The following is a 25583-nucleotide window of genomic DNA, read 5'->3' as shown; positions in this document are numbered from 1 at the left end:
CCGTGGAATCCCTTGACCACCCACGCGGTAAGGAATTGCGCCTTCGACGAGAACGCGGTCCTGATAAGCTCGCCGGAGATGCGCAGGCGAATGGCCGCGGCGGGTCTTTCCGGCACTCGGATCGTCTATCGGATTTTCTTTCCCAGAGCGCTTGCAAGGCTGCGGCCGTTCGAGCGTTTCCTGACCAAGATACCTATTGGAGCCCAATATTTTGCGCATGTGGTCAAGCCGCTCGTTTGACTGTCCGGAGAAGCTGTTATCCGACGCCGTCGGCCTGTTGAGCACGACGCTGGGATATGCGGTCATTCCAGCCGGGCTGGAGCTCTCATCGAAAACCGTTTGTCCATCTGGCGGGAAACTGGCTGTTCGCCGCCGTTTTTCATTCCGGCTAAGCCCGTTTCGTTCTCCGCCGGCGACGCGGATGCCCCGATCGGTTGACAAGAATAGAGGCAAAATGGCCCGGAGCGCGACATGAACCAGGCTGAGGCAATCGTTCCGACCACGTCGCGGCTCGAGGACGCACAGCGCATCAGGCTGATATTCTGCCTGTTCGCCGCCTCCATCGCGGCTGCTGGATTGGCCCCATTCGCGGGCGCGACCCTCAAGGACCCCGACAGCTGGTGGCACGTGAAAGTCGGGCTGGATTTCCTGGCAAACCAGGCATTTCCAACGGTCGATGCCTACTCCTACACTTTTGCCGGGCATCCGTGGATCGCAAAGGAATGGCTGGGGCAGGTCTTTCTGAGCCTTGCCTACCGTAGCGGCGGATGGACTGGTGTCGCCACGCTGATCATCGCCGCGATAGGGCTGACAGTCTCCGTGACGGCATGGTTCCTCAGCGCGTGGCTGAAGCCGGTACTGGCGGTAGCGCTGACGTTCATCCTGGCCATCCTGATCGCACCTGTCTATACGGCGCGTCCCCACGTCTTCACCTTGCCGATCATCGTCACCTGGACGGCGGTGTTGTTTCGTGCATCGGCGGAGGAGAAGGCCCCGCCGTGGTGGCTCCTCGCGCTGGTTGTGCTCTGGGCCAACCTGCACGCTACCTTCACCTTGAGCTTCGTCATCGCCGCCTTCGCCGGTCTCGATCTCGTGGCGCGCACCGGCCTGTCGAAACCCGCTCTTTTGACGAAGTGGGTTGCGTTTGGCCTGCTCTGTCCGCTGGTCAGCCTGATCAATCCCTATGGTGTGCAAGCCATTCTGGCCACGTTCACCGTCGCCCATGGCAATGAAGCAGTACCCCTGATCCTGGAGTGGCGGCCGTTCAATGTCCAGGAACAGGATCTCCAGGAAGCCGCTATACTAGTGGCGCTTTTCGGGCTTATAACGTCACGGCTGCGGATCGGCTGGGCCAAGGCGTTGTTCGTCGTCTTCACCTTGCATGTCTACCTGTCGCACCAGCGCTTCGTCTATCTGTTCTTCCTGCTTGTTCCCGTGGTGGTGGCGGTCGAAGTCGCGCGCCAGTACCCCTCTTTGTCAGCCGGCGCCTGGCTGAGCGAAAAGCGTGACGTACTGGAAAAGTTCTTCGCCAGCCGGTTCCATCTGCTCTGCGGCGCGACGGCCGCGTTGCTGGTCGGCGCGGTCCTTGCGCTCAACAACGCCTACCAAGTCGCAGCGAGCCCGAAGACATCGGCCAGCGGCGCCCTTGCGTTCGCCAGCGCTCACCACCTGTCCGGCAACGTGATGAACTCCTACAATTTCGGCGGCACGCTGATTTTCCACGGCATCAAGACCTATATCGACGGCAGGACGGACCAACTGTTCCAGGACGGGTTCACGAAAACGGATGAGGCGACGGGTCAAACCGGCGGCAAACCGCTGCTCGAGGCCCAGTTGAAGAAATACGCCATCGGCTGGGCACTGCTTACAGCCGATGACACCCGCATCCCCTTCTTCGATGAACTGGGCTGGAAGCGGGCCTATGCCGACGACTACGCCGTGATCTACCTGCCCGGCGCCTGATTCATCCCGTTCCGGCAAATCGGCGTCGCCAGCGTTCGAAGCCTGGCATTCGTCTTGACATGTATGTTGCAGTGCAGCAAAGTTGTGCTGCAGAGCACATTCCGTGGGACCCACGAGCCACGATTTTTCGCACGACCGGGGATTGCCGTATGAGGAGCATTTCAGGCTCCGCCGCACGACCATCGCCGGCCACGGCATACGGACCGGTCGAATGAATTACAGGCGTGATATCGATGGCCTGCGGGCCGTTGCGGTGCTGCCCGTCGTGCTCTTCCATTTCGGCGTGTCCGCCATTCCCGGTGGCTTCACCGGCGTCGACATCTTCTTCGTCATATCGGGCTATCTGATCAGCGGCAGGCTGCTCGATGATCTCGAGCGCGGCCAATTCTCGATCGGACGCTTCTACTGGCGTCGCGCACGGCGCATCCTGCCGGCGCTGACCTTCGTCATCCTGCTTGCAAGCATTGCGGCCTGGTTCATCCTGCTGCCGTCGGACCTGCACGAATTCAGCCTCAGCGTGATCGCGGCCTCGACCTTCTGGTCGAACATCTATTTCTGGAAGACGACGAACTATTTTTCGATCGACGCCGAATTGCGGCCGCTGCTGCACACATGGTCGCTTTCGGTCGAGGAGCAGTATTACATCTTCGCGCCGATCCTTGTGTATCTGATCTACCGGTATGCCTCGAAGCGCTGGCTGACGATCCTTCTGCCGATCGCCATCGGCAGTTTTGCCCTGGCGGTCATGGCGACCACGCTGGCGCCGACCGCTGGCTTCTACCTCCTGCCGACACGGATCTGGGAACTGGCGCTGGGCGCCATGCTGATGCTGAAAAGGCCGCCGCCACTAGCCAGCCGGCCGGCAACTGAACTGGTCGGCCTGGCCGGCTTTGCCCTGCTTGCATTCGGCTTCCTGACGATTTCGGAGAGCGATCCGTTTCCTGGCTACAACGCCCTGTTTCCCTGCATCGGAACCGCTCTGCTCATCTATGCGGGCCAGAATCACCCCGACCGGCCCGTGCCTGTCGCCACGCGCGTGCTTCAATTCTCTCCGATGGTCTGGGTCGGCCTCATCTCCTATTCGCTCTACCTTGTTCACTGGCCGATCAATTCCTTCGTCCACTATCTCTCGCTGAAAGCCATCTCGGTGCCGACGATCGTCGCGATGACGGTGGCGAGCTTCGCCCTGGCGACCTTCTCGTGGAAATATGTCGAGCAGCCTTTCCGGCGGAAGCGACCCTTTACCGCCCCGCTGCCGATCTTCGCCTTTTCGGCGACGGCGATTGCCCTGCTGTGCGTCGGCGGTCTGGCCGGCGTGCTCGGCAACGGCTTTCCGCAGCGGTTCCCTGATTTTTCGACGCAACGCATCCTGGTGGGTGACTGGCGCAACGGCGTCTGCTTCAACGAAGGCGGGAATCGGATCGAGGATTGGAACCTTGCCGACTGCACGCGCACGCACGGCTTTCCCACCAATGTGCTGCTGTGGGGCGATTCCTTCGCGGCTCACTATGTTTCGGGCCTGGAGGCCAACGCGCAGAAAATCGAGGCCAACGTCATCCAATATACCTATGCCGGCTGCCCACCCAACCTGTCCTATTTTTCCTATGCCCGGCCGGCCTGCACCCGCTTCAACGAACGGGCGCTGTCGATCATCCGCGATGCCAATATCCAGGCGGTGATCCTGAGCGGACGATGGACGGATTACCAGGCAAGGGGCTTCGACGGATTGCAAACGACGATCGACCGGCTGCGCGACATGGGTGTCAAGGTCTATGTCATCGGCCAGTCTCCGGAGTTCATCGCCGACGTCCAGAAGATCGCTTTCTTTGCAAAACACGAGGGCGCCGTGAACACATCCTGGCCGATGGCCATGGATCCCGACATCAACAAGCAGGTGCAGCCCTTCGCCAAAGGCGCGACCTTCATCGATCCGCTTACCTATCTGTGCGACGCCACCGGCTGTTCCTATGCGGATGCCACCAGCAAGCAGTTTCTCTATTTCGACTATGGCCATTTCTCTTCCGCCGGCGCGACGCTGGCTATCTCGAAATACTGGCCGAGCTTCGCCGCCGGCGGCGAAGTCGCAAAGGTCAGGGAGCAGGCGCCAACCGTCACCAGGTGAGTTGGCGAAGCCCGCGTCGTGACACTGCTTTGCGATTGCCCGAAGCCATGCCGTCATGATAACGAGGCTGCAGCGCGGGTATGATGTAATGGTAGCCTGTCAGCTTCCCAAGCTGAACGCGCGGGTTCGATTCCCGCTACCCGCTCCAGCTTGAAACCGAAAAGTCGGTTGCTGATCCGGCCCACGCAGGAACCTGTCCACCCGAGCCGATTCAGCATTTCACGGAATCGCTGGCCCGCTCTAACTCTTTGTTTTCACGCAATTCCCAAGGGGAAGCGCTACGCGCTTCTCCCGGGAAAACCGCTACGCACTTTTCCTGGAATTGCTCTTGGCGAGACTAAAGAGGCATTCAGGCCTGGCCGGTTCGCATCTGCTTCTTGAGGAGGAACCGGGCGAGGTTGCTGATATTCCGCGGTGCCACCTTCCTGGGCAGATGCGCCAGTAGGTCTTCCGATTTGACGTCGTTGCGGAACCGCTCGGCCCAATCTTCGGTGAGGTCGTCCCGCTGCAGGCGCAAATTCGTCTCGAACTCTCCGTCCGGCATTTCCATTGACAATTGCCGAGCCACCGACGCGACGTACGGACGAGGATCGTCCAACAGATCCTCATAGAAAAAGTGATCGTAATGCAGATCGGCCAGCCGCAGATATGCCTCCCAGAAGGCATAGCTCTGCTCGATCAGAAAATAGGCCTGGCAGATGCCGGCGAAGTCGTATTGCGGAACCAGGTCCGCGCCGTCCATCGTGCTTCTCCAATGGCCTGACGCCTTCGCCCGGCAATAGGAAATCGCCTGGCGAAGACGGTCCCGCCGCTCCAGCAGGACCAAACCCATGGCATGGCGCCGGCCGCATTCCGCCAGGAAGTCGGCTCCATATTTGGCCTGCGACCAGTGAAGGTGCCGTGGAAACAGCTTGACGGCGAACGTGCCGTTCGCGGTCCCGCCGCGATCGATCACGGCGGACAGCAGGTCATCGAAGGATTTCGGCTTGCACCCGAGATTGGTCGTGTCGAGCCACTCGGCGGAGTTGCCGAACAATCCCGTGCTGTTTGTGAGACTGCCAAGCCATTCGGAACCGCTACGGGCTTCGGTAAGTATCGCCACGCCTTTCATGCGTGCGGATTGCCCGCGGCCTGTCCGACCTCGATTGCAGAAAGCCGTTCTTCCTGATCGCCCCTCGACATGTCAAAGCTCCGCTTAAACAGCGCCTCAACGAACAAAGGCTCATATGGTTCCGTAGATTCGACCTCACGCCAAGGCAAAATGCAGGCCATACACGTTACACTGGTCGATCAACGCCGTACGCGCAAAGGCCGGCCACGTTGTGGTGGTCGGCCTTTGCGTCAACCGCAGAAGCGATTACAGCCAGACGCGCTCGCGCCAGCAGCGGACGCGGCGGCGGCCGTGGCGCCAGTAGCTGCGGCAAACCCGTCTCCAGCCGCGGCGGCGTCCATGGCGGCGACGCCAGTAGTCATCGTGGTAATCGTGGCCATGGTGGCCGCTGCGATGGGAGACCTGCTCCAGCGCGACTTCGTCGTCCCCTTCGAAGACAGCCGGATCTGGCTTGTCCAGCTCATCAAGAATTCCGGCGCCCTGGGGAATACCGGCAACCGCGCGGCCGGGTCCGGCCACGCTTGCAAATGCCACTGCCCCCGCAACGCCAAGCATTCCAGTAAGAAACTTCCGACGTTCCATAAAAACCTCTTGAGTTGTTGACCATCGACACCTCGTTCCCTCGCCCGAAACAGGCTCCAGCGCGCATGCCGATCGCTTCTGAACGCGCGGTGTCGGTTCTCGTTCCGTCACCCTACTTCGCGCAGGATGAAATCATGCAGCATCTTGGCCGCCGGCGAGAGCACGCGATTCCGGACCGTGATCAGGCTGTAGGGCCTGACCTCGATGTCGAACTCGGTCTGGACGACATCGATGGCGCCGGCAAGCCCGTCCGGATTCTGGATGAACTTCGCCACCTGCACCGAGACCGGTGCGATGGCATCGGATTGTGCAACCATGACCAGCGTGAGCAGCAGCGAGCTGGTGTTCAAGATCCGGTCCGGCAGCGCGATGTTGCGGTTCAGGAAATTGCTTTCCATCGCCTGGCGCAAGGGCGAACCGCCCGATTGGAAGACCCAGTCATAGGCGGCGGTGTCTTCCAGCCTGACCACATTGCCCCCGGCGAGCGGGTGGCCGCGGCGCACGATCAGGCAGGCTTTCTCGACGCCGATCACACGGGATTCGAACAGCCGCGGATTGAGGTCGTCGGGAATGCGGGCGATGATGAAGTCGTGGCGCGAGGCGATCAGCTCGCGGGCGAGCACGTTCGACGTCTCGACCTGCATGGTGATCTCGATGCGCGGGTAGATGCGGCGGATCTCGCGAATCGCCGGTACGGCCAATTCGATCGCCGGCGCGGTCACGGCACCGAGGAACACCGAGCCGCCCTTGCCGGCCTTGAGCTCGGCAATCTCGCGGTCGGCTTCGCGCATCTCGAGCAGGATCGACCGGGCCCGCCTGGCGAGCGCCTGGCCGTAGGGGGTAAGGGTCACGCCGCGCGGCAGCCGTTCGCACAGCTTTACGTCAAGCACCGCCTCCATCTCGGCGATCATGCGCGAGGCGGCCGGCTGGGAGATGTTCATGACCTGGGCCGCCGCGCTCACCCGTCCGTGATCGTCGAGGGCGGCGATCATGCGCATGTGGCGCAAGCTCAAGCCACTGCGCAGGAGTGTCTCCCCATCTCCCGGGAGCTTCTCGTAACTTACTGGAATAGCATCGGGATCGCGCAATGCCGCCATGATCTTCCAGCCTTTCCGCCGGTTTCTTTCCGCATGCTAGATCATACCGGTTTCGGTATAGCAACCACCAAAGATCGCATTTGACAGTTATGGCAAAGGGACCCACCCTTCGCGCGCTCCGAGATGCAAGGGTCGGTAACGAACAAAATCGTATCGATTGAAACTGTGTCGCGGAGCCGATTGGGAGGATACCGGAGATCGATAAAGCCGACAGCGGCGCCTTTGCGCTCCTGTCTGGCTGCGCGGCCCGCGAAGCCCCGAGGTGTCGCGTCCATCAACCAGGGAGAGTAACGTGAAAATCATCAAGACGCTGGCCGCCGTCGCGGCCCTTGGCATCGCTGCCATGAGCTATCAGGCGCACGCGGCCGACAAGGGTCTTGTCGGCGTGCTGATGCCGACCAAGACCTCGCAGCGCTGGATCAATGACGGCGACGCCGTCAAATCCCAGCTCGAGGCGCTCGGCTACACTGTCGACCTGCAGTATGCGCAGGACGACATCCCCAACCAGCTCAGCCAGCTGGAAAACGAAATCACCAAGGGCCCGAAGGCGCTGATCATCGCCTCGATCGACGGCACCACCCTGTCGGATGCGCTGCAGAAGGCGAACGACGCAGGCGTCGTCGTGGTCGCCTATGACCGCCTGATCAAGAAGACCGCCAATGTCGACTATTACACCACTTTCGACAATTTCGGCGTCGGCGTGATCCAGGCGAATTCGCTGGTCAAGGGCCTCAAGGAGCGCTTCCCGAACACCAAGCCGTGGAACGTCGAACTGTTCGGCGGCTCGCCCGACGACAACAACGCCTTCTTCTTCTACAACGGTGCTATCTCCGTCCTGCAGCCATTGATTGACGACGGCTCGATCAAGATCAAGTCCGGCCAGACCGGCATGGACAAGGTCGGCACGCTGCGCTGGCTCGCCGCCACCGCCCAGGCTCGCATGGACAACCTCCTGTCGGCCAACTACTCGGACGGCAGCCGCGTCGACGGCGTCCTGTCGCCCTATGACGGCCTGTCGCGCGGCATCACCGCCTCGCTGCGCGCCGTCGGCTACGGCACGGACGCACAGCCCTGGCCGATCGTGACCGGTCAGGATGCCGAGACCGCCTCGGTCAAGCTGATCATCTCGGGCGAGCAGTACTCGACCGTGTTCAAGGACACCCGCGAACTGGCCAAGGCCACTGTGCAGCTGGTCGACAAGGTGCTCTCGGGCGGCAAGCCGGAAGGCCTCGATGAAAAGACCTACAACAACGACGTCAAGGTGGTTCCCTCGATCCTGCTGACGCCGCATGAGGTCGACAAGTCGAACTACCAGGCGATGGTCGTCGATTCCGGCTACATCAAGGCCGAAGACCTGAAGTAATCCCGGTTATAAAATCAGGGGTCCTGCGCAACGCAGGGCCCCTTTTCGTTCACAAGCGACCCCGGTATTGTTTCTGCCGGCCTAGAGCAATTCCAGGAAAAGTGCGCGGCGGTTTTCCGTCAGGAATTGCGTAAAAACAAGAAAGTCTAGGAGGAGCTTGCCCTGATGACCTCGACGATTTTGGAGATGCGCGACATCACCAAGACGTTCCCCGGCGTGAAGGCGCTGTCGAACGTCAACCTCAGCGTGGAGGAAGGTGAGATCCACGCCGTTGTCGGCGAGAACGGCGCCGGCAAGTCGACGCTGATGAAGGTGCTGTCGGGCGTCTATCCCTCCGGCACCTATGACGGCCAGATCATTTTTCAGGGCCAGGAATGCCAATTCAAGGGCATCCATGACAGCGAACACAAGGGCATCGTCATCATCCACCAGGAGCTTGCGCTGGTGCCGATGCTGTCGATCGCCGAAAACATCTTCCTCGGCAACGAGCACGCCAGATACGGCGTCATCGACTGGAACGCCAACGAGGCGCGCACCAGCGCCCTGTTGAAGAAGGTGGGCCTCAAGGAGGACCCCAAGACCCTGATCACCAATATCGGCGTCGGCAAGCAGCAGTTGGTCGAGATCGCCAAGGCGCTGAGCAAGGAAGTTAAGCTGCTGATCCTCGACGAGCCGACCGCATCGCTCAGCGAAAAGGACAGCCAGGCGCTGCTCGACCTGCTGCTCGAATTCAAGCGGCAAGGCATGACCTCGATCCTGATCTCGCACAAGCTCAACGAGGTGAACCGGGTCGCCGACAAGGTTACCGTGATCCGCGACGGGCGTACCATCGAGACGCTGGCCAAGAAGGATATTTCGGAGGACCGCATCATCACCTCCATGGTCGGCCGCTCGCTCGACGACCGCTATCCGCCGCGCGAGCCTGACATCGGCGAGGTCGTGTTCGAAGTGAAGAACTGGTCGGTCTATCACCCGATCCATGCCGAGCGGCAGGTGATCAAGGGCATCGACCTCAACGTGCGCAAGGGCGAGGTGGTCGGCATTGCCGGGCTGATGGGCGCCGGCCGCACCGAATTCGCCATGAGCCTGTTCGGCCGCTCCTATGGGCGCCGCATCACCGGCGAAGTGCTGCTCAAGGGCAAGGCGGTCGACGTCTCCTCGGTGAGCAAGGCGGTCCAACACGGGATCGCCTATGTGACCGAGGACCGCAAGACCTACGGTCTCAACCTCATCGATCATATCAAGCACAACATAACGCTGGCCAATCTGGGCGGCGTCTCGCGCCACAGTGTGATCGACGACATGCGCGAGCTCGCCGTTGCCAACGACTATCGAAAGAAAACCAACATCCGTGCATCGAGCGTCTATCAGATGACCGGCAATCTTTCGGGCGGCAACCAGCAGAAGGTGGTGTTGTCGAAATGGCTGTTCGCCGACCCGGAAGTTCTGATCCTCGACGAGCCGACGCGCGGCATCGATGTCGGCGCCAAGTACGAAATCTACACGATCATTGCGCGCCTCGCCGCTGAAGGTAAGGCGATCCTGGTCATCTCGTCGGAAATGCCGGAATTGCTCGGCATCACCGACCGAATCTATGTCATGAACGAAGGGCGCATCGTGGGCGAAATGCCCGCGGCGGACGCGAGCCAGGAAAAAATAATGCGGGCCATCGTTCGTGGAGAAGGAAAAGCAGCATGAGCACCGACAGCGCCCCCGCCCCGCAAGGCAACATCGCCGAAGAACAGCGTCCACGCATCGCCGTCTCGGCGCTGACGACGAACCTGCGCGAATATGGTCTGATTATCGCGCTGATCGTCATCATGCTGTTCTTCCAGTTCACCACGTCGGGAACGCTGTTCAAGCCGGTCAACCTCAGCAACCTGGTGCAGCAGAACTCGTTCATCATCGTGATGGCGCTGGGCATGCTGCTGGTCATCGTTTCGGGCTACATCGACCTCAGCGTCGGGTCGGTCGCCGGTTTCATCGGCGCGCTGGCGGCGAACATGATGGTCATCTGGCAGCTCGGACCGCTCAGCAATCCGCTGGTGGTCTCGATCGTCTGCCTGATCGTGGGCGGCCTGATCGGCGCGGCGCAAGGCTATTGGATCGCCTATCACCGGATACCGAGCTTCATCGTGACGCTGGCGGGCATGCTGATCTTCCGCGGCATCTGCCAGGCGCTGCTGGGCGGCGGCTCCTCGGTGGGTCCGCTTCCGGACGGCTTCAAGGCACTCAGCTCCGGCTTCATTCCTGATGTGATCGGCCCGCTGACGCTGATTGCGCCGACGGTAAACGCGGCCGGCAAGACCATTTTGGGCAGCGGCCTGACGCTGCACATGACGACGGTCGTGCTGGGGCTGATCGCCGTGCTGGCCTATGCCTATTTCGGGGTGAGGACACGGCGCAAACGCGAGCGCCACGGCTATGAGGCCGAGCCCTTCCCCCTGTTCGTCATCAAGACGCTGGTTGCCAGCGCGCTGGCGCTGTTCCTGGTCTATGAATTCGCCAGCTACAGGGGCCTGCCGGTGGTGCTGCTCGTCATGGGCGTGCTGATCTCGCTGTTCGTCTTCGTTACCAAGCGCATGACCATCGGTCGCCGCATCTACGCGATGGGCGGCAACCCCAAGGCAGCGCAATTGTCGGGCATCAACACCGAGCGGCTGACGCTTCTGGTGTTCATCAATATGGGCGTGCTGTCGGCGCTCGGCGGCCTGATCATCGCCGCGCGTCTCGGCCAGGCCGTGCCGGCCGCGGGCCTCGGCAGCGAGCTCGACGTGATCGCGGCCGTCTTCATCGGCGGCGCCTCGGCGATGGGCGGCGTCGGCCAGGTGATCGGCGCGGTGGTCGGCGGCTTCATCATGGGCGTGATGAACAACGGCATGTCGATCATGGGCGTCAACGTCGACTGGCAGCAGGTGGTCAAGGGACTGGTGTTGCTCGGAGCCGTCATCTTCGACGTCTACAACAAGAACAAGGCTTAAGGGCTGGAGGCGAGGACTAGGAGGCATACGGGTTCTAGATCGCGAAGCTGCCGGCAGCCCGTCGGCACCAAGAAGTCCGGGGAAGGACCAGGCTCGCGAACGCAATCCGGACGAAGCGTTTCAACCGTGGCGCGTTTCCGCGCCGCGCCGGTCAGGATTTTGCCGATGGCAGCCGGACACGGAAAAATGAGAGAGGACTGATCATGCTGATCTCGCAGATTCTCGACGACGCCGAGACGATCCGTGTCGTTGCCCGCAGCGGCGGGAAGACCCGGATCATCAACGGCGCGCGCAGCGTCTATTCGCTGGCGATGGAGGCCGCCCGCACCGGTGTCGGCCTGGCCGCCCTGATCGAACGCAAGGGACTTGGCGAGACGGTCGATCTCGACGCCGCCTACAAGAGGGGACGGCTCCTGTCGCCGATCAATCACCCCGACCCGGCGCATCTGCACCTGACCGGCACGGGGCTGACGCATCTCGGGTCGGCCGCGACGCGCGATTCCATGCACAAGAAGCTCAGCACCGACGGCGAGGAGCAGCTCACCGATTCGATGAAGATGTTCCGCATGGGGCTGGAAGGCGGCAAACCCGCCAAAGGCCAGGTCGGCGTACAGCCGGAATGGTTCTACAAGGGCAACGGCACCATGGCGGTCGCGCCTGGCGCGGCGCTGATGTCGCCGGCCTTTGCCAAGGATGCCGGCGAAGAACCCGAGGTCGCCGGGATCTATGTCATCGGCGACGACGGCGCGCCGTTCCGCGTCGGCTTCACGCTGTCGAACGAATTCTCGGACCATGTGACCGAGCGCGTGAACTATCTCTTCCTCGCCCACTCCAAGCTGCGCAATGCCTCGTTCGGGCCGGAAATCCTGATCGGAGACCTGCCTTCGGACATCCGCGGCACGTCGCGCATCCTGCGAGACGGCAAGACATTGTGGGAGAAGCCGTTCCTGTCGGGCGAAACGAACATGTCGCACACCATCGCCAATCTCGAACACCACCACTTCAAATATTCGGCCTTCCGCCAGCCGGGCGACGTGCATGTGCATATGTTCGGCACCGCGACGCTATCCTTCGCCGACGGCATCAACACGGAAGCAGGCGACGTGTTCGAGATCGAGGCAGGGGATTTCGGCCTGCCGCTGCGCAACCCGCTGGAAATCGAAAAGCCGGTGAAGGTGGCGGTGAAGGCGCTGTAAAAGCCACGAGGGCGTCATCCCCCTCTCGTGGGGAGATCGGCAGCTTCGACCTTAGCGCACCGCGCGGAAATGCTTTGAGAGCTTGAGGCCTTGCGCCTGGTAGTTCGAGCCCAGGTCGGTGCCGTAAAGCGCCCGCGGCCGCTTCAGCATGTGCTCGTAGACCAGCCGGCCGACGATCTGGCCATGGTCGAGGATGAACGGGACTTCGTGGCTGCGCACTTCGAGCACCGCCCGGCTGCCGGTGCCGCCGGACGCCGAATGGCCGAACCCCGGATCGAAAAAGCCGGCATAGTGGACACGGAACTCGCCGACCAGCGGATCGAAGGGCGTCATCTCGGCGGCGTAGAGCGGCGGCACATGCACCGCCTCCTGGCTGACGAGGATGTAGAACTCGTCGGGATCGAGCACCAGTTCGCCGGCGCCGCTCTTATGGATCGGCTCCCAGAAATCGAGGACATCCTGGGCGGCACGCTTGTCGACATCGACGAGCCCGGTGTGGTGCTTGCCGCGATAGCCAACCACCCCATCCTTGTCGCCATTGAGATCGATCGACAACGCGATGCCGCCACCGGAAATGTTGGGCGGATCGGTGGCGACCAGCATCTCGGCGTTGTGCAATTCATGCAGCTCAGCCTCCGAGAGCAGTGCATTGCCGGTGCGGAAGCGGATCTGCGACAGGCGCGAACCGGTGCGCGCAATGATCGGGAAGGTGCGCGGGCTGACTTCGAGATAGAGCGGACCGTGATAGCCGGCGGCGATCTTGTCGAACTCGTGGCCGCGATCGGTCATGACGCGGGTGAAGATGTCTAGGCGCCCGGTCGAGCTCTTCGGATTGGCCGACGCCGAAATATCAGCCGGCAGGGCCAGACTTTCGAGCAGCGGCACAATATAGACGCAGCCGGTTTCGAGAACCGCGCCTTCGGTCAGATTAATCTCGTGGAGTTGCAGCCGATCGAGCTTTTCCGAGACCTTGTGGTTGGGGCCGGGCAGGAACGAGGCGCGCACCCGCCAGGCCTTTTTCCCCAATCTGAGATCAAGGCTCGCCGGCTGGATCTGATCGGCATCGAGCGCGCGCGGCGACTTCAGCGCGCCGGACTTGAACAGCGCCGAAATGTCCTGATCGGGAAGAATGCCTGTCTGCCGCAAAGTCTGGCTCCGCCCAAGACTGGTCTCTTTTGGTGCAGGTTCTTGCCGCAAAACCACTGGGCACTTTTGCGGAACCTGCCTTGGTACAAACCTCTTAATGAAGCCGGCAATTGACGCAAGCGTGGCGCGGGTCTAAAGGGTCGTTATCCCGTGGTGATTTGGCCGGTCGGCTTGCAGCCACGTTAAACAAGTCGCTAAAGGACCGTCGGGCCGCAAGGCCGTATGGACCGGTTGCGACTTTCGCGGCCGGTTTTTTTGTGTCTGGAACAAAGCGATGAGCACCAAGAAGCGCAACTGGAAACCTCAGACGGCACTCGTGCATGGCGGAACCTTGCGTTCCCAATTCGGCGAAACCGCCGAGGCGATGTACCTGACCCAGGGCTATGTCTATAAAACCGCCCAGGCGGCGGAAGCCCGCTTCAAGGGCGAAGAGCCTGGCTTCATCTATTCGCGTTACGCCAACCCGACCGTCGACATGTTCGAAAAGCGCATGTGCGCTCTCGAAGGCGCCGAGGACGCGCGCGCCACGGCGTCGGGCATGGCGGCGGTGACCGCGGCCCTTCTGTGCAGCGTCAAGGCCGGCGATCATATCATTGCGGCGCGCGCGCTGTTCGGCTCCTGTCGCTGGGTGGTCGAGACGCTGGCGCCGCGCTATGGCATCGAGGCGACCTTGGTCGACGGCACCGATATCGCCAATTGGGAAAAGGCGGTCAGGCCGAACACCAAGCTGTTCTTCCTGGAAAGCCCGACCAATCCGACGCTGGAAGTCGTCGACATATCAGCCGTCGCCTCGCTTGCCAATTCGATCGGCGCGCGGCTTGTCGTCGACAATGTCTTCGCCACGCCGCTGCAGCAGAAGCCGTTGCAGCTTGGTGCGCACATCGTCGTCTACTCGGCCACCAAGCATATTGACGGCCAGGGCCGTTGCCTCGGCGGCGTCATCCTGTCGGACAAGAAGTGGATCGACGAAAACCTGCACGACTATTTCCGCCACACCGGCCCCAGCCTGTCGCCGTTCAATGCCTGGACCTTGCTGAAGGGGCTCGAGACGCTGCCGCTGCGCGTGCGCCAGCAGACGGAAAGCGCCGGCAGGATCGCCGACTTCCTGGCCGAGCAGCCGCAGATCGCCCGCGTCATCTATCCCGGCCGCGCCGACCATCCGCAGGCCGCCATCGTCAAGAAGCAGATGTCGGGCGGCTCGACGCTGATCTGCCTCGACGTCAAGGGCGGCAAGCCGGCGGCCTTCGCGCTGCAGAACGCCCTCGACATCGTGCTGATCTCGAACAATCTCGGCGATGCCAAGAGCCTGATCACCCATCCGGCGACGACGACGCACAAGAACCTGAGCGACGAGGCCCGCGCCGAACTCGGCATCGGGCCAGGGACGCTCAGGCTGTCGGTCGGCCTGGAGGACGCCGACGACCTGCTGGAAGACATCGCGCAGGCGCTGAAGGCCGCCAAATAGGCTGTTTGGGAGCGTCGGTCGCGGCGATCAGGCGCGCGACGGCGTCTCCTCCAGTTCGGCCGCCTTGGTGCGGATGGTCATTGCGTTGCCGCGCCAGTCGACGGCGCCGCCGAGCCAGCCGCGCGCCCAGAGGGTTGGGAGCATCACGTCCCGCGCCATCATGGCCGCGACCATGCGCGGCGACAGGTACCAGCCCTTGGACAAGGCCAGTGCGCACTCCGGAAGGTAGAAGGCCGCCAACACGGCAATCGCGGTTGCCCAGAGGCTGATGCCGGCGCTCGCCGCAGCAACCAGGGCAAGCGCGAGAGGCACCGCCGCGCCGGTCAGGATTTCGGGCGCGAAGAACAGCGGGAAGGTGACGCGGCGCAGGCGCGCCCAGCGGGCCTGACGCGACCAGATCTCGCCAAGCGTGCGCTGGCCGAGCGGCTGCTCGAAGGGCGCGGCAACGAGATTGACGCGCAAGCCGAGGCCGTTCACCAGCTTGGTGGCGGCAGCGTCCTCGGCGATCTCGGCGGCCAGCGCCCGAATGCCGCCATTGGCATTCAGCATCGGCTTGTTCCACAGCATGCTCTTGCCCTGGGCAAAGCCGAGGCCGAGCGCCTCGCCGGCATACTGCCAGCGGGCCTGCAATGTGTTAAGGAAGGCGCATTCGACATCAGCCCAGAAACCCTCGGGCCGCGAGCCGATCGGCGTCGAGCAGACAAGGCCGGTGTCGGGCCGCCATGCCGCCATCATGTGCTCGACATAGTCCCTCGGCATCAGGACGTTGGAATCGGCAAGGATGACCCAGTTGTGGCGTGCCGCTTCCCAACCCTTGACGCAATTGTTGAGCTTTGGATTGGCGCTGACGCGGTCGTCACCGATCAGCAGCCGGGCCGGCACCTTGGGAAACCGGGCAATCGCCCTGTTTATCAGTTTGACCACCGGATCGTCGGGATGGGCGACGCAGAAGATCAGTTCGTAGCGTGGCCAGTCGAGGGCGAAGGCGCGTTCCAGCGTCTCATGCGTGAACGGCTCGACGCCCCGCGACGGGACGACGATCGAGACCGGTTGCGGCTTGCCGGCTGGCGGGGCGATCGTGTTGCGCCGTTTCAGCTGTGAAGCGGCGAGCGAAATGCTGGCGGCGTTTGAAAGGATGAGTGCGGTCGAAAGCGAGGCGGCTATGAAGGTGAGTTCCATCGAGATCTGGTCACTCCGGAAAGGCGGCCGGCATCGTGGCCGTTTTCAACAGTTCGACAGAGCGCCGAGTCGCCCGGTTCGTGCACACCACCATTGTCGTGTGTCACTTAAATGACATTCTTTGCCGGCACCTGCGGTTCAAGGTCAGCCGCGACAAGACGCGCACGTTGACCTGCTCACCGGGAGCGCTGAAAGTCATCGGGTTGTTTTGGAGCCGCTCATGTACCGCGCCGTGACGCGCAACATCGAAGTGCAGGTCAGGCCGTTCTATCTCGAGGACCGTTCGGATCCCTCGGAGAACCGCTATGTCTGGGGCTATCAGATAACGATCGACAACCAGTCGGACGAGTTCGTGCAGTTGTTGTCGCGCTATTGGCACATCACCGATGGCGCCGGCCGGGTCGAGGAAGTGCGCGGGCCGGGCGTTGTCGGCGACCAGCCGGAACTCAATCCCGGCGACAGCTATCAATACACGTCCGGCTGCCCGCTCTCGACACCGTCCGGGATCATGGTCGGACGCTACACGATGCGCAACAAGCGCGGCGAGACCTTCGACATCGCCATCCCCGCCTTCTCGCTCGATCTGCCGGGGACAAGGCGCACGGTGAATTAGCGTCTTTTCTCCCGTCACTATACGGGGGAGTTGAGGAATGGTCCGCGAAGCGGACGAAAAGCCAATTGCTTGGCTTTTCGAGTGACGACCGTCCGGCAGGACAATGAGGGCAGCGCCGAGCTTGCGAGAATTTCTTCAGATAGAGCCAAGGAGCTCCTGTACTAACGCTGGCGCTGCCCCTCATCCGCCTGCCGGCACCTTCTCCCCGTATAGTGACGGGGAGAAGGGACTAGCTTTACTGAGCCGCAAACTCGGCCGGATCGAAGTCGTACTGGGTCGAGCAGAACTCGCAGGCGACGTGGATGCCGCCATCCTCGGTGCTGTCCTTGATCTCCTGCGCGGAGAAGCCTTCGAGGATATCGCGGATCTTGTCCCTGGAGCACGAGCACTGGTCGGTGACCGGGACGCCGCCGAAGACGCGCACGCCATGCTCGTGGAACAAGCGATAGAGCAGCCGCTCGGCGCCGATGGTCGGGTCGATCAGCTCGGTCGGCTCGATGGTGCCCAGCAAGGCGAGGAGTTCCTGCCAGGAATTATCGGCCGGATCGTGGACTTCCTCGCGCGGATCGCCATCGCCACCCGGCAGGTCCGGGACGCGCATGCGCTCGGGCGATTGCGGCAGGAACTGCGCCAGTATGCCGCCGGCGCGCCACTGCTCGCGCGCACCGCCGATACCGGGCGTCAGCAGCTTGGCGACCGAGAGCCTGATATCCGTCGGGATCTGTTCCGACTGGCGGAAATAGGTGCGCGCCGCGTCTTCCAGCGTTTCGCCGTCGAGCTGGACGATGCCCTGATAGCGCTGCGTATGGGCGCCCTGATCGATGGTCAGCGCCAGCACGCCGCTGCCAAGCAGCGTTTGCTGCGAGGTCTCGCCGGCCGCGACCAGCGCTTCGAGCCGATCCGCGTCGAAACGCGCATAGGCGCGCAGCGCCGAGGGCGTGGAAAAGTCCGCGACCAGCATGTCGACAGGCCCGTCGGTACGGGTCTGCAGGATGAACTTGCCTTCGAACTTGAGCGAGGTGCCGAGCAGCACCGTCAGCACACAGGCTTCCGCCAGCAGGCGGGCGACCGGCTCGGGATAGTCGTGGCGGCCAAGGATGGCGTCGAGCATCGGCCCGAGCTGCACCGTGCGGCCACGCACGTCGAGCGGACCGACTTCGAAGGGAACGACGTGATCGTCGCCGGCGTAGCCGAACTCGCCGAGTTTGGGGTGATGTTCAGTCACTTGATGGCTTTCCAACATGACAAAGCTCCAGGGCGCGGCCATGCGGCCCTGGTGGGCACATGCGTCCAAACGCGCTTGATTTGCGTGATGCGGCGCAGATAGGCATCGCGCCCCCGCAGATCAAGCGCCTGGGCATTTCAGGCGCCAAGACATATCAAGCAACAAGACACATCAAGCACCGAGACACCAGGCAAGCACGGCCTTCTGGGCGTGCAGCCGGTTTTCGGCCTCGTCGAAGACCACCGAATGCGGTCCGTCGATGACCTCGTCGGTCACCTCCTCACCGCGATGGGCCGGCAGGCAATGCATGAACAGGGCGTCGGGCTTTGCCTTGGCCATCAGCGCCGCGTTGACCTGATAGGGCGAGAAGACATTGTGGCCGCGGGCACGGTGTTCCTGGCCCATCGACACCCAGCAGTCGGTGACGATGCAGTCGGCCTGGTCGACGGCTTCTTCGGGCGAGCGGGTGAAATGCAGCTTGCCGCCATGCGCCTTGGACCAGTCGACATGCTTCTGCGCCGGTTCGCTGCCTTCGGGTACGGCGACGTTGAGATTGAAGCGGAACCGTGCCGAGGCCTCGAGCAGCGAGTGTAGCACGTTGTTGCCGTCGCCGGTCCAGGCAATGGTCTTGCCGGCCACCGGACCGCGATGCTCCTCGAAAGTCATGATGTCGGCCATCAGCTGGCAGGGGTGGGTGTCGTCGGTCAGCCCGTTGATCACCGGAACGGTGGCATTCTCGGTCAACTCTAGCAGCCGCTCGTGCGAGGTGGTGCGGATCATGATGGCGTCGACATAGCGCGACAGCACCTTGGCGGTGTCGGCGATGGTCTCGGAGCGGCCGAGCTGCATCTCGGTGCCGGTCAACATGATGGTCTCGCCGCCAAGCTGGCGCATGCCGACGTCGAAAGAAACGCGCGTGCGCGTCGACGGTTTGTCGAAGATCATGGCCAGCACCTTGCCTTCGAGCGGCTTGGTCCGCTCGCCGGCCCTGAGACGCGCCTTTCGCGTCACCGCATCATCCAGCATGAAGCGCAAATCGCCTTCGGAAACGGTGGAAAGATCGGTGAAATGGCGAACTGACATCAGGAATGGTTCCGGATTACTTCGCGGCGGCGGAGGCAATGGCCTCCGACAGGCCCTTGGCGCCGGCGCGGATGCGGCCGAGCGCTTCGTGAATCTCGGCATCGGTGACGGTCAGCGGCGGCAGCAGGCGAATGACGTTGTCGCCGGCCGGAACCGCCAGCAAATGCTGGTCGCGCAGCGCCATGTTCACCTTGCCGTTGGGCATCGCGCATTTGAGGCCGAGCATCAGCCCGGTGCCCCTGATATCCTCCATCACCTCGGGGAATTCGTCGGCTACCGACGCAAGCCCCTGCTTCATCAGCAGCGCCTTGCGCTGGACATCCTCGAGAAATCCATCTTCCAGCACGACGTCGAGGACGGCGTTGCCGACCGCCATTGCCAGCGGATTGCCGCCGAACGTGGTGCCGTGCACGCCGGCGGTCATGCCGACGGCCGCTTCATCGGTGGCAAGGCAGGCGCCCATCGGGAAGCCGCCGCCAATGCCCTTGGCGATTGCCATGATGTCGGGCGTCACACCCGACCACTCATGCGCGAACAGCTTGCCGGTACGGCCAATGCCGCACTGAACCTCATCGTAGATCAACAACAGGCCGTGCTGCTCGCAGAGCTGCCGCAGACGCTTCAACGACTGTGTCGGTACCGGGCGGATGCCGCCCTCGCCCTGCACCGGCTCGATCAGGATCGCGGCGGTCTCGGGCGTGATCGCTTTTTCAGCGGCGTCGATGTCGTCGAAGCCGACCTGATCGAAGCCTTCGACCTTGGGTCCGAAGCCCTCGAGATATTTGTACTGGCCGCCGGCCGCGATGGTCGCCAGCGTGCGGCCATGGAAGGCGCCTTCGAAGGTGATGATGCGGAAGCGCTCGGGATGTCCCTTGACGAAGTGGTAGCGCCGCGCCGTCTTGATCGCGCATTCCAGCGCCTCGGCGCCGGAATTGGTGAAGAACACCTTGTCGGCGAAGGTGGCATCAGCCAATCGTTCGCCAAGCCGGCTCTGCCCCGGGATCTCATAGAGATTGGAGACGTGCCAGAGCTTCGCCGCCTGTTCGGTAAGGGCCGCGACCAGATGAGGATGGCCGTGGCCAAGCGAATTGACAGCTATGCCGCCGGCGAAATCGAGATATCGCTCGCCCTTGTCGGTAACCAGCCAGGTGCCTTCCCCATGGTCGAAGGCCAGGGGTGCGCGAGCAAAGGTCTCGTAAAGCGCCGAACCGCTCATTATATGCGTCTCCGGTACCGGAAAATCAAAAAAGCCGCCAAAGCGGCGGCCTTCTGTGGCTTATCGTGTTTTTCGGTCATGAAGTCAACGAAAACGTCGCGTAGTGGCGCGCGGCAAGCCCCCTGACGCGACGCCGGCTCATGAGCGACCGGGCAAGTTGGGGAAAACCGAAAAAACCGATTCGTGTTGCACTTGGGACTCTTGTCACCGAGTCAGCGCATAGAGTAGTTGTAGTCGAGAAATAACTAGATTTCGTGCGGCGGACCTAATCACCAGATATATGTGGTGTCTGCCCCAGCAGTGGTGCTGGGTCGGGAAAGGATTCTGATTGCCGCACGCTTATGAGGAGCGCGGTCATGAACTGGACTGACGAGCGGGTAGAACTCTTGAGAAAACTGTGGTCGGAGGGTCTGAGCGCAAGCCAGATTGCCGCTCAGCTTGGAGGGGTCAGCCGCAACGCGGTCATCGGTAAGGTGCACCGGCTGAAACTGTCGGGCCGCGGCCGTGCGACGGCGACGCCGGCACGCCAGAAGAAGGCATCGCAAGGATCGACCGTCCAGAAGTCGGTGGCACGCGCCGCGACCACGGCACGTCATGTCACGACTTCGATCGGCGCGACGGCCCTTCAGACGCAATTCGACGCCGAACCTGTAGCAAGACACTACATTCGCCCGGTCGAGAACGTCGTGGTACCGATCTCACGGCATCTGCAGCTCGTCGAACTGACCGAGCGCACCTGCAAATGGCCGAACGGTGATCCGCTTTCGGAGGACTTCAATTTCTGCGGCAACGAAGCCGCCGAGACCGGTCCCTACTGCAAGTACCATGCCCGCGTGGCGTTCCAGCCAGCGGCGGAGCGGCGCAGGAACCGATAGGGAATAGCCACTGATTGAGCTTCCGCGAGGGGGCAATGCAGTTTTTCCCCTATTCGCTATTTGCTCTTTCACAGCCAGCCTTTCTTCCTGAACCGCCAATACAGGAAGCAGCAGATCAGCGCGATGGTGGCCAGCACCATCGGGTAGCCATATTCCATCTTCAGCTCGGGCATGTCGGTAAAGTTCATGCCGTAGATACCGGCGAATGCGGTTGGCACCGCCAGGATGGCCGCCCACGAGGCGAGTTTCTTGGAGATCGCCGTTTCCTGGCTCTGGCCGACCAGGAGACTGGCCTCGAAGGCGAAGGCCAGCACCTCGCGCAGACTGTCGATTTTCTCCTGGACGGTGCGGATGTGATCCGTCACGTCGCGGAACAGCGGGTGCATGGCAGAATGGATCTGCGGCAGCTCGGCGCTGGTCAGCCGGCGGCAGACTTCCACCAGGGGCAATGCCGCATTGCGCAGGCGCAAGAGGTCGCGGCGCAGCATGTAAAGCCGTTCGATATCGGGGCCGGTCATCGGCTTCAGCAGGACCTTGTCCTCGATCGCCTCGACCTCGTCCTCGATCTGCTCGAGCACGGGCATGTAGTTGTCGACGATGAAGTCGAGAATGGCGTAAAGGACGAAATCCTCGCCCTTGGCCAGCGAGTGCGGGCAGCTTTCCCAGTGCTGGCGCACGGCGGCATAGGATGTCGACGGGCCGTGCCTGACGCTGACGATGTAGCCTGAGCCGACAAACAGATGAGTCTCGCCGAAGGTGACGCGCCCGTCGATCAGCTGCGCCGTGCGGGCGACGATGAACAGCGCATCGCCATATTGCTCGATCTTTGGCCGCTGGTGCGGATGCTCGGCATCCTCGATCGCCAGCTCATGCAGATGAAACTGTGCCTGGACGCGCAGCAGAAGTTCACGGTCGGGTTCAAGCAGCCCGATCCAGACGACGTGTCCCGATTTCTTGGCCCAATCGCCGGCTTCCTCGATTGGAATATCGGCGATGCGGCGCCCGGCGGTATAGACACCGCAGGCAATGATGCCCGATGTCGGCGGCGAGGGCTTGAACTCCCGGACATATTCCATCGCGGCCTCCGAAAGCGTTGCCTTCCCCAGGGAACCAAGCTTATCTCGGGGTAGTTTAGCGCAATATGATCAAGCGTTCGAGAGGACGTGCGTTCACTTCACCGGCAGCGCCGCGGGGAGGCCGATCTTGTCCGTCTTGTCGCTTTTCGGCCGATCGGGCGGCATCTGGTCGCCGGTGACGATGTAGTAGATGGTCTCGGCGATGTTGGTGGCGTGATCGCCGATACGCTCGATGTTCTTGGCGCAGAACAGCAGATGCGTACAGGGCGTGATGTTGCGCGGATCTTCCATCATGTAGGTCAGCAATTCGCGAAACAGCGACGTGTACATGGCATCGATCTGGTCGTCTCGGTCGCGCACGAAGCCGATCTTGTCGACCGAACGCGACGCATAGACGTCGAGAACTTCCTTCAGCTGGGTCAGCGCCAGGTTGGCCAGAGCCTCCAGGCCGCGGAAAAGGCTGGTCGGCTGACGGCCGTCGATGACGGCGACCACCCGCTTGGCGACGTTCTTACCGAGGTCGCCGACCCGCTCGAGGTCGGCCGAAATGCGGATGGCGCCGACGATCTCGCGCAGGTCCGTCGCCATCGGCTGGCGCTTGGCGATGATGATGATCGCCTTGTCGTCGATCTCACGCTGCCCCTCATCCAGCACGAGGTCATCGCGAATGACCTTCTGGGCCAATCCCGGATCGGCATTGACCAAGGCGGCGACCGCCTGCTCGACCATGCGCTCGGCATGGCCGCCCATCGCGGCGATGCGCTTGGAGAGATATTTCAGTTCCTCGTCAAAGGCGCTCATTGTGTGAACGGACTGCATGGACGAAATGCCTTCCCACGGGGTGTCTTGATTTTGAGTCGTTTCCTCGAATCCCCGCTGATACGCTAACCGGATGACAGAAAAAAGAAACGGTCCCGTGGAAAACTAGGGCAGTATCAGTGCGCCGGCAAATGGACTGAGAACGCGGCGCCCTTGCCGACCTCGGACCGGATCGTCAGCCTTGCGTTGTGACGCGTCAGGATGTGCTTGACGATCGACAGGCCAAGTCCCGTGCCTTTCTGGGTCCGGCTGGTCTCGACATCGATACGATAGAAGCGTTCGGTGATGCGCGGGATATGTTCCTCGGGGATGCCGGGGCCGAAATCCCGGATCGTCACGTCGATGCCTGGTTCGGAACCGTCATCGCCGCGCGCGATCGACACCACGACGCGGCCGCCCGACTGGCCGTATTTGCAGGCGTTTTCCAAAAGGTTCTCGAAGACCTGGAACAACTCGTCGCGATCGCCCGGCACATCGAGCGGCCCCTTGGCGAAATCGCGCTCGATGGCGACATTGTTTTCCCGGGCGAGCGGTCCGAGCGAATCGATGACGCTGTCGACGGTCTGGCGCAGATCGACTTCGGTTCCCGGTCTCAGATAGGGCTTCATCTCCAGCCGCGACAGCGACAGCAGATCGTCGATCAGGCGCGCCATGCGGCCGGTCTGGTTCTGCATGATCTGGAGGAACTGCTCGCGCGCCGCCGGATCGTTGCGGGCCGGTCCGCGCAGCGTCTCGATGAAACCCGCGATCGAGGCCAGCGGGGTGCGCAACTCGTGACTGGCGTTGGCGATGAAGTCGGCGCGCATGCGGTCTATGCGTCGCGCCTCGCTCTGGTCCTTGAAGACCAGCACATAGAGGTCGGTGCCATGCCCGACCGATGACGCGCTGACCCGGTAGGCCCGTTCGACAGGCAGTTTCTCGGTGTAATCGACAACATCCGAGGCGACGGTTCCCGACAGCACACTGTCCAGCAGCGCCTGCATTTCCGGCGCCCGGAATTTCAGCGGCAGCGATATGCCGGGCGCGATGCCGCCAAAGGCGGCAAAGGCGGCGGCGTTGGCGTGGACGATGGTGGCGGCCTGGTCGAAGATGATGAGCGGATCGGCGACGGCGGCCGCGAGATATTCCCCCGACAGGCGCTGCAAGCCCATCGCCTCGATTGCCCCGACGCTCTCGGCGGAATGGCGCACACCGGCCGCCGGCAATATTGCCGCCGCCAGCAACAGCAGCAGAGCCGGTACCAGCACGTAGGCGGAAATCCCCGCGAAGCCATAGGCGATCAGAACCGCCACGACCCCGGCCGCAAGCAGCCAGCGGCTGTTCCACAGCCGGGCGGCCATGGCTTGCCCCGTGCCTTTCTGTTCCGCGCCCAGGTCAGTCATTCGCGCGCCCAACCTCCACCGGTCACACGGCGACGGAAACTTCCGCTGGACCGCAAATCAAAAGTGCTACAGCGTCGTTTGCGCGTCCAAATGGACATGCGGCCTGTAGTGGCTCCCAATAGCATGAGTCCAGACACTTAAAAGGGTTCGTCTGCATGAAAAACGCCAAGGAAAATTCCGTCACGCCAACTTCTGGTCCGCTGAACATCAAGATCGGCGGCAAGAAACGGGAGTTCGATATCGAGAATCCCGAGCTTCCGGACTGGGTCGAGGAGAACAAGCTGACCGCGGGCGGGTATCCCTACGACAAGAAGATGAAAAGCGAAGAGTATGACGAGACGCTCGAGAAATTGCAGATCGAGCTGGTCAAGGCGCAAGCCTGGCTGCAGGCGACCGGCAAGCGGGTGATGGCGCTGTTCGAGGGGCGTGACGCTGCCGGCAAGGGCGGTACGATCTTCGTGGTGCGCCAGTACCTCAACCCGCGCACGGCGCGCAACGTCGCGCTGACCAAACCAACCCCGACGGAGCTGGGGCAATGGTACTACCAGCGCTATGCCGACCATTTCCCGACGTCGGGCGAATTCGTCACTTTCGACCGCTCCTGGTACAACCGCGCCGGCGTCGAGCCAGTGATGGGTTTTTGCACCCCCGAACAGCATGAGAAGTTTCTCGACGAGACGCCGCATTTCGAACGAATGATCGTCAATGACGGCATCCATTTCTTCAAATTCTGGCTGAACATCGGCCAGGAGACGCAGCTCCAGCGCTTTCACGATCGCCGCTACAGTCCCCTGAAGAGCTGGAAGTTCTCGCCGATAGACATTGCCGGCATCACCAAGTGGGACGATTACACCAAGGCGCGCGACAGCATGTTCGAGCACACCCACAAGGAGTTCGCGCCATGGATCATCGTGCGGGCCAACGACAAGCGCCGCGCGCGGCTGGCGGTGATGCGTCGCATCCTCCTGTCGCTGCCCTACGAGGGGCGCGATCTCGATGTCGTCGGCAAGGAAGACAAGAAGATCATCGGCGAAGGGCCGTCATTCCTGGGCAAGCAGGACTGACGCTTTGGCGCCGCGCGGCCAAAGCC

Annotated in this window: 21 protein-coding genes, 1 tRNA gene and 1 riboswitch; of the genes, 12 read left to right on the top strand and 10 right to left on the bottom strand. The window is 62.3% G+C overall.

The genetic code is table 11. The features are described from left to right. The first annotated feature begins 471 nt into the window (after positions 1–471). From EOA36_RS03390 to EOA36_RS03380, 3 genes are all read left to right on the top strand, one after another. Positions 472–1962: a hypothetical protein gene (locus EOA36_RS03390; RefSeq protein ID WP_127275624.1), complete on the top strand. Its 1491-nt coding sequence runs from the start codon at positions 472–474 to the stop codon at positions 1960–1962. A gap of 211 nt (positions 1963–2173) precedes the next feature. Beyond that, positions 2174–4084 (top strand): acyltransferase family protein, encoded by a 1911-nt coding sequence (locus EOA36_RS03385; protein WP_127275623.1) that lies wholly within the window; start codon positions 2174–2176, stop codon positions 4082–4084. Between the two features lie 74 nt (positions 4085–4158). Further along, positions 4159–4232, top strand: a tRNA-Gly gene (locus tag EOA36_RS03380). A gap of 201 nt (positions 4233–4433) precedes the next feature. On the opposite strand, the gene EOA36_RS03370 is transcribed toward EOA36_RS03380, so the two are convergent. Beyond that, positions 4434–5195 carry a Stf0 family sulfotransferase gene (locus EOA36_RS03370; protein WP_127275621.1) on the bottom strand — a complete coding sequence of 254 codons (762 nt, stop codon included), beginning with the start codon at positions 5193–5195 and terminating at the stop codon, positions 4434–4436. Positions 5196–5534: 339 nt separating this feature from the next. On the opposite strand from EOA36_RS03370, the gene EOA36_RS37140 reads away from it, so the two are divergent. After that, positions 5535–5798: a hypothetical protein gene (locus tag EOA36_RS37140; RefSeq protein ID WP_189553112.1), complete on the top strand. Its 264-nt coding sequence runs from the start codon at positions 5535–5537 to the stop codon at positions 5796–5798. 86 nt (positions 5799–5884) lie between these two features. Here EOA36_RS37140 and EOA36_RS03360 read toward each other — a convergent pair whose 3' ends face one another. Beyond that, a complete protein-coding gene (locus EOA36_RS03360) occupies positions 5885–6874 on the bottom strand; it encodes a LysR family transcriptional regulator (RefSeq protein WP_015319281.1) in 990 nt (329 codons plus the stop codon). Between the two features lie 292 nt (positions 6875–7166). Here EOA36_RS03360 and chvE point away from each other — a divergent pair, with 292 nt between their 5' ends. The 4 genes from chvE (at position 7167) to araD1 (ending at position 12414) form a co-directional block, all read left to right on the top strand. Further along, entirely contained in the window at positions 7167–8237 is a 1071-nt protein-coding gene (chvE, locus tag EOA36_RS03355) for a multiple monosaccharide ABC transporter substrate-binding protein (RefSeq protein WP_127275620.1), read from the top strand. A 165-nt stretch (positions 8238–8402) separates the two neighbouring features. After that, positions 8403–9935 (top strand): multiple monosaccharide ABC transporter ATP-binding protein, encoded by a 1533-nt coding sequence (gene mmsA / locus EOA36_RS03350; RefSeq protein ID WP_127275619.1) that lies wholly within the window; start codon positions 8403–8405, stop codon positions 9933–9935. Continuing rightward, positions 9932–11218, top strand: coding sequence for a multiple monosaccharide ABC transporter permease (mmsB, locus tag EOA36_RS03345; protein ID WP_127275618.1), 1287 nt, complete (start codon positions 9932–9934; stop codon positions 11216–11218). Before mmsA ends, mmsB begins: the two co-directional genes overlap by 4 nt. A 203-nt stretch (positions 11219–11421) precedes the next feature. Further along, positions 11422–12414: an AraD1 family protein gene (gene araD1, locus EOA36_RS03340; RefSeq protein ID WP_127275617.1), complete on the top strand. Its 993-nt coding sequence runs from the start codon at positions 11422–11424 to the stop codon at positions 12412–12414. A gap of 51 nt (positions 12415–12465) precedes the next feature. Here the strand turns inward: araD1 and EOA36_RS03335 are convergent, their stop codons facing one another. Continuing rightward, positions 12466–13560, bottom strand: coding sequence for a 2'-deoxycytidine 5'-triphosphate deaminase (locus EOA36_RS03335; RefSeq protein WP_127275616.1), 1095 nt, complete (start codon positions 13558–13560; stop codon positions 12466–12468). A gap of 140 nt (positions 13561–13700) precedes the next feature. After that, positions 13701–13778: riboswitch (SAM riboswitch) on the top strand. Between the two features lie 56 nt (positions 13779–13834). Here EOA36_RS03335 and EOA36_RS03330 point away from each other — a divergent pair. Next, entirely contained in the window at positions 13835–15025 is a 1191-nt protein-coding gene (locus EOA36_RS03330) for an O-succinylhomoserine sulfhydrylase (protein WP_127275615.1), read from the top strand. Between the two features lie 27 nt (positions 15026–15052). Here the strand turns inward: EOA36_RS03330 and EOA36_RS03325 are convergent, their stop codons facing one another. Continuing rightward, positions 15053–16204, bottom strand: coding sequence for a ceramide glucosyltransferase (locus EOA36_RS03325; protein WP_127275614.1), 1152 nt, complete (start codon positions 16202–16204; stop codon positions 15053–15055). A 220-nt stretch (positions 16205–16424) separates the two neighbouring features. On the opposite strand from EOA36_RS03325, the gene apaG reads away from it, so the two are divergent. Beyond that, on the top strand, positions 16425–16817 hold the full coding sequence (apaG, locus tag EOA36_RS03320) for a Co2+/Mg2+ efflux protein ApaG (RefSeq protein WP_027146773.1): 393 nt from the start codon (positions 16425–16427) through the stop codon (positions 16815–16817). Positions 16818–17052: 235 nt separating this feature from the next. Here apaG and EOA36_RS03315 read toward each other — a convergent pair whose 3' ends face one another. From EOA36_RS03315 to EOA36_RS03305, 3 genes are all read right to left on the bottom strand, one after another. Further along, the gene (locus EOA36_RS03315) at positions 17053–18084 is read right to left on the bottom strand and encodes an Hsp33 family molecular chaperone (RefSeq protein WP_127275613.1); all 1032 of its coding nucleotides are present in this window, start codon (positions 18082–18084) and stop codon (positions 17053–17055) included. Between the two features lie 129 nt (positions 18085–18213). Then, positions 18214–19125 carry an ornithine carbamoyltransferase gene (argF, locus tag EOA36_RS03310; protein ID WP_127275612.1) on the bottom strand — a complete coding sequence of 304 codons (912 nt, stop codon included), beginning with the start codon at positions 19123–19125 and terminating at the stop codon, positions 18214–18216. Between the two features lie 16 nt (positions 19126–19141). After that, positions 19142–20341 (bottom strand): aspartate aminotransferase family protein, encoded by a 1200-nt coding sequence (locus EOA36_RS03305; RefSeq protein ID WP_127275611.1) that lies wholly within the window; start codon positions 20339–20341, stop codon positions 19142–19144. A gap of 356 nt (positions 20342–20697) precedes the next feature. Between EOA36_RS03305 and EOA36_RS03300 the strand changes: the two genes are divergently transcribed. After that, entirely contained in the window at positions 20698–21216 is a 519-nt protein-coding gene (locus EOA36_RS03300; RefSeq protein ID WP_127275610.1) for a GcrA family cell cycle regulator, read from the top strand. A gap of 68 nt (positions 21217–21284) precedes the next feature. On the opposite strand, the gene EOA36_RS03295 is transcribed toward EOA36_RS03300, so the two are convergent. The 3 genes from EOA36_RS03295 to EOA36_RS03285 form a co-directional block, all read right to left on the bottom strand. Further along, positions 21285–22292, bottom strand: coding sequence for a magnesium and cobalt transport protein CorA (locus EOA36_RS03295; RefSeq protein WP_127275609.1), 1008 nt, complete (start codon positions 22290–22292; stop codon positions 21285–21287). Positions 22293–22385: 93 nt separating this feature from the next. Next, the gene (gene phoU, locus EOA36_RS03290; RefSeq protein ID WP_127275608.1) at positions 22386–23111 is read right to left on the bottom strand and encodes a phosphate signaling complex protein PhoU; all 726 of its coding nucleotides are present in this window, start codon (positions 23109–23111) and stop codon (positions 22386–22388) included. Between the two features lie 116 nt (positions 23112–23227). Next, positions 23228–24493: an ATP-binding protein gene (locus EOA36_RS03285; RefSeq protein ID WP_127275607.1), complete on the bottom strand. Its 1266-nt coding sequence runs from the start codon at positions 24491–24493 to the stop codon at positions 23228–23230. A 155-nt stretch (positions 24494–24648) separates the two neighbouring features. Here EOA36_RS03285 and ppk2 point away from each other — a divergent pair, with 155 nt between their 5' ends. Further along, entirely contained in the window at positions 24649–25557 is a 909-nt protein-coding gene (ppk2, locus tag EOA36_RS03280; protein WP_127275606.1) for a polyphosphate kinase 2, read from the top strand. The last annotated feature ends 26 nt before the right edge of the window (positions 25558–25583 follow it).

The organism is Mesorhizobium sp. M8A.F.Ca.ET.021.01.1.1, assembly GCF_003998025.1.
Classification (GTDB): Bacteria; Pseudomonadota; Alphaproteobacteria; order Rhizobiales; family Rhizobiaceae; genus Mesorhizobium.
The sequence above is the reverse complement of the archived record's forward strand: the minus strand, read 5'-3'. Positions and strand labels throughout refer to the sequence as shown.

What these genes read in the sequence shown, in the direction of transcription:
- EOA36_RS03390 (WP_127275624.1), top strand. Translation starts at nt 472, where the DNA reads ATGAACCAGGCTGAGGCAATCGTTCCGACCACGTCGCGGCTCGAGGAC.
- EOA36_RS03385 (WP_127275623.1), top strand. Translation starts at nt 2,174, where the DNA reads ATGAATTACAGGCGTGATATCGATGGCCTGCGGGCCGTTGCGGTGCTG.
- EOA36_RS03370 (WP_127275621.1), bottom strand. Translation starts at nt 5,195, where the DNA reads ATGAAAGGCGTGGCGATACTTACCGAAGCCCGTAGCGGTTCCGAATGG.
- EOA36_RS37140 (WP_189553112.1), top strand. Translation starts at nt 5,535, where the DNA reads ATGGCGGCGACGCCAGTAGTCATCGTGGTAATCGTGGCCATGGTGGCC.
- EOA36_RS03360 (WP_015319281.1), bottom strand. Translation starts at nt 6,874, where the DNA reads ATGGCGGCATTGCGCGATCCCGATGCTATTCCAGTAAGTTACGAGAAG.
- mmsA (WP_127275619.1), top strand. Translation starts at nt 8,403, where the DNA reads ATGACCTCGACGATTTTGGAGATGCGCGACATCACCAAGACGTTCCCC.
- mmsB (WP_127275618.1), top strand. Translation starts at nt 9,932, where the DNA reads ATGAGCACCGACAGCGCCCCCGCCCCGCAAGGCAACATCGCCGAAGAA.
- araD1 (WP_127275617.1), top strand. Translation starts at nt 11,422, where the DNA reads ATGCTGATCTCGCAGATTCTCGACGACGCCGAGACGATCCGTGTCGTT.
- EOA36_RS03330 (WP_127275615.1), top strand. Translation starts at nt 13,835, where the DNA reads ATGAGCACCAAGAAGCGCAACTGGAAACCTCAGACGGCACTCGTGCAT.
- EOA36_RS03325 (WP_127275614.1), bottom strand. Translation starts at nt 16,204, where the DNA reads ATGGAACTCACCTTCATAGCCGCCTCGCTTTCGACCGCACTCATCCTT.
- apaG (WP_027146773.1), top strand. Translation starts at nt 16,425, where the DNA reads ATGTACCGCGCCGTGACGCGCAACATCGAAGTGCAGGTCAGGCCGTTC.
- EOA36_RS03315 (WP_127275613.1), bottom strand. Translation starts at nt 18,084, where the DNA reads ATGGCCGCGCCCTGGAGCTTTGTCATGTTGGAAAGCCATCAAGTGACT.
- argF (WP_127275612.1), bottom strand. Translation starts at nt 19,125, where the DNA reads ATGTCAGTTCGCCATTTCACCGATCTTTCCACCGTTTCCGAAGGCGAT.
- EOA36_RS03305 (WP_127275611.1), bottom strand. Translation starts at nt 20,341, where the DNA reads ATGAGCGGTTCGGCGCTTTACGAGACCTTTGCTCGCGCACCCCTGGCC.
- EOA36_RS03300 (WP_127275610.1), top strand. Translation starts at nt 20,698, where the DNA reads ATGAACTGGACTGACGAGCGGGTAGAACTCTTGAGAAAACTGTGGTCG.
- EOA36_RS03295 (WP_127275609.1), bottom strand. Translation starts at nt 22,292, where the DNA reads ATGGAATATGTCCGGGAGTTCAAGCCCTCGCCGCCGACATCGGGCATC.
- phoU (WP_127275608.1), bottom strand. Translation starts at nt 23,111, where the DNA reads ATGCAGTCCGTTCACACAATGAGCGCCTTTGACGAGGAACTGAAATAT.
- EOA36_RS03285 (WP_127275607.1), bottom strand. Translation starts at nt 24,493, where the DNA reads ATGACTGACCTGGGCGCGGAACAGAAAGGCACGGGGCAAGCCATGGCC.
- ppk2 (WP_127275606.1), top strand. Translation starts at nt 24,649, where the DNA reads ATGAAAAACGCCAAGGAAAATTCCGTCACGCCAACTTCTGGTCCGCTG.